At 49.7% G+C, this 10,133-nt stretch carries 9 protein-coding genes; all 9 read left to right on the forward strand.

The window, feature by feature from the left end:
• The first annotated feature begins 70 nt into the window (after nucleotides 1-70).
• The 9 genes from ACQ4WL_RS27375 (at nucleotide 71) to ACQ4WL_RS27415 (ending at nucleotide 9,984) form a co-directional block, all read left to right on the forward strand.
• Nucleotides 71-664, forward strand: coding sequence for a DUF2169 domain-containing protein (locus ACQ4WL_RS27375; RefSeq protein ID WP_436512836.1), 594 nt, complete (start codon nucleotides 71-73; stop codon nucleotides 662-664).
• Entirely contained in the window at nucleotides 654-5,648 is a 4,995-nt protein-coding gene (locus ACQ4WL_RS27380) for an RHS repeat-associated core domain-containing protein (protein WP_436512838.1), read from the forward strand. The genes ACQ4WL_RS27375 and ACQ4WL_RS27380 overlap by 11 nt, the downstream gene beginning before the upstream one ends.
• The gene (locus ACQ4WL_RS27385; protein ID WP_436512840.1) at nucleotides 5,649-6,104 is read left to right on the forward strand and encodes a hypothetical protein; all 456 of its coding nucleotides are present in this window, start codon (nucleotides 5,649-5,651) and stop codon (nucleotides 6,102-6,104) included.
• Between the two features lie 68 nt (nucleotides 6,105-6,172).
• Nucleotides 6,173-6,457 carry a hypothetical protein gene (locus ACQ4WL_RS27390; RefSeq protein ID WP_436512842.1) on the forward strand — a complete coding sequence of 95 codons (285 nt, stop codon included), beginning with the start codon at nucleotides 6,173-6,175 and terminating at the stop codon, nucleotides 6,455-6,457.
• 40 nt (nucleotides 6,458-6,497) lie between these two features.
• Complete coding sequence (locus tag ACQ4WL_RS27395; RefSeq protein WP_436512844.1) at nucleotides 6,498-7,103, forward strand: hypothetical protein; 606 nt, start codon at nucleotides 6,498-6,500, stop codon at nucleotides 7,101-7,103.
• Between the two features lie 76 nt (nucleotides 7,104-7,179).
• A complete protein-coding gene (locus ACQ4WL_RS27400; protein WP_436512845.1) occupies nucleotides 7,180-7,656 on the forward strand; it encodes a hypothetical protein in 477 nt (158 codons plus the stop codon).
• A 318-nt stretch (nucleotides 7,657-7,974) separates the two neighbouring features.
• Nucleotides 7,975-8,397, forward strand: a complete 423-nt coding sequence (locus tag ACQ4WL_RS27405) for a hypothetical protein (protein ID WP_436512847.1) — start codon at nucleotides 7,975-7,977, stop codon at nucleotides 8,395-8,397.
• Nucleotides 8,398-8,702: 305 nt separating this feature from the next.
• Nucleotides 8,703-9,113, forward strand: a complete 411-nt coding sequence (locus ACQ4WL_RS27410) for a VOC family protein (protein ID WP_436512849.1) — start codon at nucleotides 8,703-8,705, stop codon at nucleotides 9,111-9,113.
• A 52-nt stretch (nucleotides 9,114-9,165) separates the two neighbouring features.
• Nucleotides 9,166-9,984: a hypothetical protein gene (locus ACQ4WL_RS27415; protein ID WP_436512851.1), complete on the forward strand. Its 819-nt coding sequence runs from the start codon at nucleotides 9,166-9,168 to the stop codon at nucleotides 9,982-9,984.
• Nucleotides 9,985-10,133: the final 149 nt, after the last annotated feature.

Below are 10,133 nucleotides of genomic sequence, written 5' to 3' on the forward strand. Positions count from 1 at the left end.
ACCAGTTTTACCGCTTCTTCCCGAAGCTCCGGTGTGTATGTTGTTGAGCGTGTCATAAGTTCTCCAGTCGGTGAAGTTTACCAAACTAGAGTGTCCGAAAAAGTCAGGGTACCTCAAGGAGCTGCCCACGCCGGCGGGGCTGGCCGCTGTCGGCCGTGGCTGGCTGCCGCGCCGCGCGCTGGCAGGCAGCATCGTCGTCAAGGACAAATGGGATGCCGATGAAGTCCCTGCCCTGCCGGAAGACTTCGATTTCGCGTACTGGAACAGCACGCCGCCCGACCAGCAATGTCCGTACCTGGCAGGACGGGAGCAATTTACGCTGACCAATCTGTGCCGCCACGACCATCCATCGGCCCGCATCGACCCGCGCGGCAACACCGTGCTGCGCTTCGCCTTGCCCGAACAAGTAATGTGCCTGCTGCTGGCGGACAAGAACGACCAGTTGATCGTCTGGCGCCTGGCCATCGATACGGTTCTGATCGATCCTGAGGCGGCCACCTTGGAACTGGTCTGGCGCGCCATCGTGCCGGCCGACGCGGGCCAGGTCGCGTCGCGCCTGCTGCACGTGATGGAGCCGGCACAGATCGCGCGGATAGCACTGCTGGAACAGGCGCAGGAAGCACTGGGCAAGGCGGCCGAGCAAGGTAAAAACAATGACGAATGAAACCGTCACCAAAGCCTCGCGCTTCTATTGCGTCAGCCTCAGCCCCGACATATGCAAGACGCCCGTCGGCTCCAGCACGCCCCCTATTCCCTACAGCATCATCGGTGAATTCTCGGAAGCACAGAACGCTTCGCCCAACGTCAAGTCGCACAGCGAGCCCGTCATCCTGCACCAGCGCAGCATCATTCCCACCGTCAAGGGAGACGCGGCCGGCAAGGCGGGCGGCGTCAAGAGCGGCACCGTCGGCAAGCAGGTCGACACCAAGGTCGCCAGCCCCATCCATCGCGCCAACGGCGCCAGCTTGGTACAGATGGGGCGCGAAGTATGGATGAATTCGCGCAATACCGTGGGCAAGATTTATGAGCGGGGCGCGGAGGCGGCCAAGCCCGTGCTCAAGGACCTGAAGGCGGCGATACGGGAAGCGGCACAAGACTACAAGAATCACGGTTCGAAGAGCATGCATGGCGCCGCCGAAGACATGGTGGACGCGGGCGGCGCCGTCCTGACAGGCAGCGCCGTGCTGGGAGTCGCCGGCGTGGGCGTTGCGGCAACCGGCGTTGGCCTGCCAGCAGCTGCCGCGATGGAAACAGCGGCAGCAACCGGCGCAGTTGCCGGCACGGCGACCGTTGCGACAGGCACGGCAATGGAAGCATCGGCCACGGTACTCGACCAGGCGGCCGATTACCTATTGACAGGCAAGACACCAGATTTGCTCAATACCGCCTCAGACATCGTCATGAATGCGGCAGGCACATTATTGCAAACGGCGGTGTTCAGCAAGATTCCTGGGGGGAAAATACTGAGCAAGTTTCTCGGCAAGAAAGCGGCACCGACCATCAACAAGGTCAAGGACAAGCTGGTCGGCAAAAAACCGGACAAGCCGCCCCAAAAAATCGACAAACCTCCCCCAAAAAACGGCGGCGACGACGGCAAGAGCCGCGGCAAGAAGGAGCCGAAATCGGAGCCGCCATCCGACTGCTGCCCCAAGGATAGCGGCCCCGCAAAAAAACCCGTCAAGGGCCGCAAGCCCGTGCATTTCGGCACGGGGCAGGAAATCCTGTACCAGACGGATTTCGCGCTCGAACGCAGCATCCCCATCGCCTGGACGCGCTGCTACCGTTCCGGCGCCGAATGCGAGGACTGGGGCTTGCTGGGCGCGCGCTGGTCTACGCCCTACACCACCAGCCTGTCGCTGTGCGATGCGGGCATCGTGTTGCACGATGACAGCGGCCGCGCCCTGCGCCTGCCGGGCATGGAACCGGGCCAGCAGCACGACAGCCGCAAGGAAGGTTTTACGCTGACGCGCGACGGCGCCGACACTTTTACCGTGCTGTGGCGCGACGGCAGCGTCGACCGCTACGCGCGCGCTGATGGCGGGTGGTTGCCGCACGGCTACGACGGCGTCAACGCCATGCTGGCCCCGACCGCTCCCGTCGCCACGCAACGCTTTGCACTCGTGCGTAGCGAAGGGCGCGATGGACGCGGCATCAGCATCGAACGGTTGATCGATGCAAAACCGGGCGAAGTAGTGCTGCGCCTGCGCAGCGACGATGGCGGCGTGCTCGAAGCCATGCGCGGGGAGTCGGAAAAGGCCATCCACATCGGAAGAGTCGACGAGGTGTTGCCAGACGGCAGCCGCCTCTGCCACGTCCGCTACGCCTATGCCGTCGAGACGAACGATACCCTGGCGCCCTTCGCGCCGCGCCACAACCTGGTCAGCCAGTCGAATGCGCTGGGTGACACGCGTTGCTACAGCTATCGTCACCACCTGCTCACGTCGTGCAGCAGCTACACGGGTTTTAGTTACGAGCTGGATTGGATCAGCTTGGACGCGCTGCGCGCCCGCTGGAGCGGTTCCCCATTGAGCGAACCGGAACTGGCGCAGCGCCATCCCGTCAGCTTGGCCAACAGCTACCAGGCGCGCGCCATCGCCACGCGCGCCCAAGATGGCAGCGAGCATACGCGCATCGATTACGTGGACAACGACACCAGCCGCGTCATGGAAAACGGCGGCGTCCTCGAATACACCTTCGACGCCAACTGGCTGGTCACCGAAGTGCGCCGCGTGAATGGCGACAAGGCCGCCTCGCTGGGCCGGCGCGAATGGGACCGCGATGGCATGCTGCTGGCCGATATCGACGCCAACGGCGCCGCTATCCGCTACACCTACGATGCAGCCGGCAACCTGACCCGCAGCATCGATACCAAGGGAAACGGCAGCAACATCGCATACGATGGCCAGAACCAGCCCGTCGCCTTCACGGATGCGCTGGGCAACACCGCACGCCGCGAATACGATGCGGCAGGTCGTCCCGTCAGCATCACGGATGCGCTGGGCCACGTCACGCGCTACCGCTACGACCAGCGCGGCCAGCTGGTGGAATTGATCGACGCCAGGGGCGGCAGCAAGCATTTCCAGTACAACCGCCAGGGCTTGCTTACCAGCTACACGGACTGTTCCGGCCACAGCAGCGAATACAGCTACGACAAGCAGGGAAGATTGACGGCTGCACGCGATACCATGGGCCACGTCAGCAGCTACGAGTACGATGGCCTCGGCCGCCTGACCGGGCTCATCGCACCAGACAAAACACGGGAACACTACGCCTACGATGCAGACGGCAATCTGATCTTGCTCGTGGATGGCGCCGGCCAGCAGACGCGCTACCGCTACAACGGCCAGGGCTTGCCGGTGGAACGCACGGACGCCATTGGCCAGTCTTTACAGTATCGCTACGATAGCGCGCTGCAACTGACGGAATTGATCAACGCCAAGGGCGAAAGTTATCAACTCGCGTATCACGCGGAAGGCTGGCTGACGTCGGAAACGGGCTTCGATGGCAAGCGCACGCAATACAGCTATGATCAGGCCGGCAACCTGACCGCCAGCGAGTGCGGCAGCCAGCGCACGCAGCTGCTGCGCGACGCACTCGGCTTGTTGCAAGTCAAGACCACGGCGGACGGCGTGGTGCGCTACGCCTACGATGCACTGGGCCGCCTGACGGCCGTATCCGCACCGCAAGCCGAACAGCGCTTTGTCCACGATGCGCTGGGCCAGCTGATCGAAGAGCGCAGCGCCTGCTTTTTGCAAACGCTGCCCGAGATGGCCAGGTTGCCGAATGCCCCGCGCGTGCCGGATGCCAGCTTTGTCATGACGCATGCCTATGACGAACTTGGCAACCGCATCCAGACGGTCTTGCCGAACGGACGCCGCATCGATACCTTGCGCTATGGTTCCGGCCATTGGCATGGCGTGCTGTGGCAAGGCAAGGCCGTGGTCGATGTCGAGCGCGACAAGCTGCACCGCGAAAAGCAGCGGCAGCTCGGTAGCAGCGGCTTGCTCGCCACGCGCCAGTACGATCCGCAATCGCGCCTCACGCAAATGACCCTGGCGCGCGGCCCCGATGCGCCCGCCCCCGTGCGCGAACGCCGCTTCGACTACGATGCGCAGGGCAACCTGACCACCATTTTTCAAACAGGCGCCACCGCTACCAGCCCGCTCGGCAAACTCAGCTACGCCTATGACCCCGTCGGCCAGTTGCTGTCCGCCGTGCAACCGGGCCTGGCCGAACACTTCGCCTTCGATCCGGCAGGCAATCTGCTCGACACGGCTCCCGCCCCCGGCAACGTCCTGAAACACTACGGCGATAGCGAATACGATTACGACGAGCAAGGCAATGCCACCGGCAAGCGCTTCCATCCACCGGGCAGGGAATCGACCTGGAGCGACCTGGCGCTTGAATACGACGCCGAAAACCGCCTCAGCCACGCCACCAGGACGGAACGCCAGTCACGCCACCGCGCCCGCTATTTCTACGACGCCTTCAGCCGCCGCATCGCCAAGCGGGTAGAGGAAGCACGCTGGAGCAAGCAGCAAGACATCGCCAACGACCAGCCCGCCCGCACGAACGCCACCACCACCTTCTTCGTCTGGGACGGCGACACGCTGGCACAGGAACTTGGGCAGGAAGACACGGTCACATACCTGTACGAGCCGGACAGCTTCGTGCCGCTGGCCAGGATCAGTTCGCAAGCCTGCCGCCAGACAAGCGCGGTCCACCTGCCGCGCGTCGCGCAATGGGATTTACCGGCCACCCGGCACGACACCGAACTGCAGGCAGCGATTGCGCAAGAACAAGCGGACACCGAAACGCTGCAGGTATCGGTATGGCAGCGTACCCAAGCGGCAGCCGATGACGCGGCAACACACGACCGGATCACCCACTACCACTGCGACCACCTGGGCACGCCGCGCGAGCTGACGGATGGGCTAGGGAACGTAGTCTGGAGCGGGCGCTACAAAGCGTGGGGGCAATTGCTGCATGTAGAGGGAGAAATCGAACAGCCGTTACGGTTTCAGGGGCAGTATGAGGATGGAGAAACGGGGCTGTTTTATAACCGTTACCGCTACTATGATCCGGATGTAGCCAGGTACGTGACGCAAGATCCAGTTGGCTTGCTTGGTGGATTAAATACATATAAATATGCACCAAATCCCACTGGCTGGAATGACCCATTAGGATTAGCAAAAAAATGTGCAAAAAACACACCATGCAATCCTTGCATTGGTAAAAATCCATCCGCTTCAGCAACAAAATGGCAAGGTAAGCCGCCCTACCCAGGAGTCGATGCATATACAAATATTGTTTTAAAAAAAGGGACTATCTTATATTCCCTCTATCCGTATGGTCCCAAACCCGGAAATTATTACAGCGACAGAATGACCCTTATTTCCGCAAATGGAAGCGCATTGGCATACAATAATTTAACGCAAATCTCACATTCCGGAAACACTCCAGGGGCGCGACCGATGAGAGATCAGGTTCAAGCATTCAAACTATCGGAAAATATCTGTGCAGGCACGGGAAAAGCATTGGCAAATACATTACTAGGCGCAGGAGGAGGAAATCAATACTTTATTGATGATTCAGATATATCGAAACTCAAAGCTAACGCAAAAATATTTAAATTTCCGAGGCCATAAATGAATATAAATAAAAATACTGGAGATATTGAAATAAATGAGAATTTTCACGTAAACAAAAACACATCAACCAAAGAAATAAAAAACATAAATTTTCTTGAAAGCTTTGGGGAAATAAATGAATTTGAAACATATAGCATGCAAAATATTAAATTTCTCAATCTGGAAACAAGAGTAAATTTCAGATTTAAAAATGGAATTCTCTACATTATTGAAATAATCTGGACAGATGGAATAACAAACAGACTTGGATATGAATCCAGTCACTCGGACATGATCAATGAAAAAAAATATCTAAGTAAGTTAATTTCAAAGTCACTAGATCAATCAGCTGAAACATCGACTAAGTATGAGGATTTTTTTTCTTTCTCGTGGGGATACATAATAGTCAAAGCAGATCAAAAATCATCACTTTGTTCGACAATGATAATATATGGTAAAAACACAAACATATAATAAAGAAAATAAATATTAATTAACATAGTACTCCGACAAAACTTTCCCATTCCGATAGTGATAGCGATATGGAAAAACATACACCCGACATAGAAAACGTAGAAGAAAAAATTTCCGGGAAAAATCTTGAAAAATTGCTCGTGGTTTTGGATGAATTCAAAAAAGAGCAAAGAAATATTTCAGATTTTGAAATATATATTCAAGACAACAACGAAGATATTAAAATAACTTTCGTACCAAATTTTGCACCCGGTGAAAAAATACTAGGTGGAAAAACATCACTGGGAAGATCTATCACTTATACCATTTCAAAAAAGACGAGAAAAATCATCAGTTCAAACTATCATAGATAAAACCAGACCATAAATGAAATGGGGTTCACTCTAATTAGTCATGAAAAAATTGCGTCTGGAAGAAAAATATCTTAAAAATTTTCGAAGAAAAATTATCGCAAAAAAAACTTCGCCACTGACAAGCAACGAACTTGATTTTTTTGCCAACTTGCTCGAACGCGAATTTTATAACCCGGAACTACATCAGGTCATCTGGGATATAGCATGGCAAAGTCCTGCAAACGCAGCCATGTTAAAAATTGCACAAAATATCATCGTCATCAATGTATCTGCCGACGACAACGATGTTTTCAATGGCCATATTGAACCTATATTTAGTTACTACCTACACAACTCACCAGGCTATGAACAAGAGAAAATTCTTGATCGCTTCGAAAAAAGAAAATCCCTGAGACTGCGCATGATTGTGGCCGAATTCCACATGTGGAAAAATCATGTTTTGAAAAGTTTGCACATGATGGCAAAAATACTTGATGAGGAAAATATAGATCATGCTATCGCTGATTCTATTTTCATGTGGATCGCGCAAAAGGGAACTCCGGAACTACAGAACTCTTTTCTTCATGAAGCGGCGCAGGAACGAAAAAAAGGAAATATTTCCTATTCCAAGACTCTGGAGTGGATATGCGAAAATCTCATCCGTTAGCGGTCAAGGCATAGTGTCCGGCTAGAGATTATCGTATTACCACTCCCTACCAGCTCATCCGGCAAGGTTTCAAAAAATGAAAAAAGTATCCTTTGATACAAAAAATGGTTACCTCCTATTGGACGGCATCATGATGGCGCCACTTAACGAATCCAATCTTATTAAAATCGCAAAAGAAAATGACATTGAAATAGAAGACAACAAAACAAATACTTATGTGCACAATTTATCAACGTGCGGAAGCTTGAATGAATTTGAATTTGGCATAAATTTTACTTTTGAGAATTATTGTATGAAAAGCGTTTGGCTATCGTGGGATGGAGGGAATACAAAAAAATATGGATATAACACGACAGAAAACCAATTAATAGCCGACAAAAACAGTCTAGCCAAATTACTTGCTGAGGTATTGGGCAAAGATCCTGATGAGATAAAGAAAACGTTCTCCGCATTTAATTTTTCATGGGGCAACATTTCAGCTTCAGCATCTCTTCAATCAGCGATGGCATCAATTGGATTATCCTGGAATATGCACTATTTTCATACGCAATAAATAAAAAGACTAAAATGAAAATTCTTATTTATCCACATAAGAAATTTTTGTCAAGTATGAAGTTTGAAATTAGAAATGGAACTGATATCCAAATTAAGCTATCGAAGGCTTGGAATACCAAACTAATCACGCCAGAAATAATCAATCTACTGATCAATGAAAAGTCATATAAAAAGAGTTGGAAATATGTTTTTTGCATTTTTCTAAATCCAAGTTTCTTCTCCGCTTACTTTTATGCCCAATCAGAAAACTATAAGATAAGCCTGATTGATGAAAATAAGAAACTGATAAAATTTCACAAAATTAAAATTATTGACAATGGATATAATTCGTGATGTTAAATTTGAAGATGGATATTTTTCTGCAAACGAATCGATCATTCTATTTAGAGGAATGAAAAGAAAAAATATACACTCGATGGATCAAGACTGGGAAGCATGGATAAAGTATGAGGAGGAGGTAATCGCCTACAAGACAAGTTTCAAACTAAAAAAATTTAGAATAATAGTTATTTGTTTTTTTGAGAAAAATGATGGCCCCATAAAATACTGGGATTTTGGTCCTGAAAATTGCATGGATGGTTTTCAGTCTAAACCCGAAGGAAAATATACAAGAAGATTGAGACGCTGGTTTCTGGATGAGTTTGGCATCGTTCTGCCGCAAGCAGGGCCATGGGGGGAAATAGACGCCTGTCACGATCCACATAATCAAACCACATCCGTTTTTTGTGCCTATCAATAAAATCAATATTGAATTCAGATTACCATATAGATGAATATTTCAGATATTGCACACGAGATGGCAATTTTAAGCATTCCGTCAAATGCTTTCTCGATTGGCGATCCGACTCAGGATGAGAGTCTGTGCATCAGAGAAAAAAATGGATGTTGGGAAGTTTTTTACTATGAACGAGGAATAAAGACGGGTCTTCGCGTTTTCAAAGAAGAACATGAAGCCTGTTGCAATTTTTTATCCACAATAAAATCCTGGTTTATACAATTTTAAAATGATATTTTTTGTATTTATCCTCTCCTCCAAGGATAACCGTGATATCCAGAAAAAATCACATTTTAGATACTATCAATATAGGAATACTTTGCCTGAATTTTGACGAAGCAAAAAAATTTTACATTGATAATCTCGGTTTTTTTATTACGATGGATAGCATCATTCAGTGTGATTCAGGCACCAGTCGCCGCCTGACAATGGCGCACGAGTCCAACAAAAAATTCTCAATAGAATTCATGCATCCTTCAAACATTGAACAAGCACATCGCGTAGGCAGCAAAGGTGGCACGATCAATCTATTCACTTTACCAACGAAAAATATTGACACGCTCAAGGAGCGACTGGAAGAAACTGCTTATTTCGTCACTTACGTAGAGACTCCCTACGCAAGTTTTCTGAACGTCGAAGATCCGATGGGGAACAATATTTGCCTCTACGAACCGTGCTAAATCACTGCAATAATTCATACGAGATGCCTCATTCGAAATTCCGCATAACAGAATGAAAAAATTTGAAATCCCAGGCTATATTTTTGATTTCATTGATGGATTACTGCTCGTCAATGGAGAGATTGTATTATCGAAAAAAACGCCAGCAAACGATTTTATAAATAGCATTATCAATATATTCCATACCAAACCCACAACAACAGGGACTGGGATGTATATTTTTGATATCAACGGATGGGTAGGCGATTACTTTGTCGAGTTAATTATTGTAAAAGAAAATTTCCCAGTAATAGATTACATAATAATGCATTACTTTGAAAATAATTCCGTAGGCAACGGCGTGAGTGACTCATCGCTAGTCAAAAAAATTCAAAAAAAGTCTGGCATTCCCAGCCAAGTGAAAGGCCTATCAGAAATAGTATTTCAATTTTCATGGGGAAGCGTTGTCGTACAGCATGACATAAAATTATCTTCCTCATGCATAATATTGCAGTACAAAATAGCCAGAAAATCACCCATCCGATTGAAAATGAACGATCATTGCGAATCGTATGTCAATATAGATAAATCTATAGAAGTGCAGCAACGAATAGTAGCATCCATCAAAAATAGTGATACATTTTTCCCAACAATAAGTGAGATACGTTGGCTGAGTTTATTGAAGAAGCTATCTCGAAAATTAAAAATCTGTCTTCTCGATGAAATTTCTTTTGAAAATACATTGATAGCATTGCATTCTTCAGACTGGCCAGATGAGGGGAGCGTGGTGGCACTGCTGAGTAACAGGTTCAGCACGAAGGAATTCGACAAGGATCTACATTTCAGAGCGTTGAATGACGCATTACTGCAAGGAAGAAATTTCATATGTTGAATATAACGTTACACACTTGATTATCAATTAGATGTTTAGATATGGGTGATCATATTCCAACTCGCAGCCTGCCATTTTTCAGGGCCAGGTTGCTTTTGAGTACACTGTTGAATCCTGTCACCCAACTACCAGCGCCATGAGCCAAGCCC

It is taken from the genome of Janthinobacterium kochi (assembly GCF_051380715.1).
Classification (GTDB): Bacteria; Pseudomonadota; Gammaproteobacteria; order Burkholderiales; family Burkholderiaceae_D; genus Janthinobacterium.

What these genes read in the sequence shown, in the direction of transcription:
- ACQ4WL_RS27380 (WP_436512838.1), top strand. Translation starts at nt 654, where the DNA reads ATGACGAATGAAACCGTCACCAAAGCCTCGCGCTTCTATTGCGTCAGC.
- ACQ4WL_RS27400 (WP_436512845.1), top strand. Translation starts at nt 7,180, where the DNA reads ATGAAAAAAGTATCCTTTGATACAAAAAATGGTTACCTCCTATTGGAC.
- ACQ4WL_RS27415 (WP_436512851.1), top strand. Translation starts at nt 9,166, where the DNA reads ATGAAAAAATTTGAAATCCCAGGCTATATTTTTGATTTCATTGATGGA.
- ACQ4WL_RS27390 (WP_436512842.1), top strand. Translation starts at nt 6,173, where the DNA reads ATGGAAAAACATACACCCGACATAGAAAACGTAGAAGAAAAAATTTCC.
- ACQ4WL_RS27395 (WP_436512844.1), top strand. Translation starts at nt 6,498, where the DNA reads ATGAAAAAATTGCGTCTGGAAGAAAAATATCTTAAAAATTTTCGAAGA.
- ACQ4WL_RS27385 (WP_436512840.1), top strand. Translation starts at nt 5,649, where the DNA reads ATGAATATAAATAAAAATACTGGAGATATTGAAATAAATGAGAATTTT.
- ACQ4WL_RS27405 (WP_436512847.1), top strand. Translation starts at nt 7,975, where the DNA reads ATGGATATAATTCGTGATGTTAAATTTGAAGATGGATATTTTTCTGCA.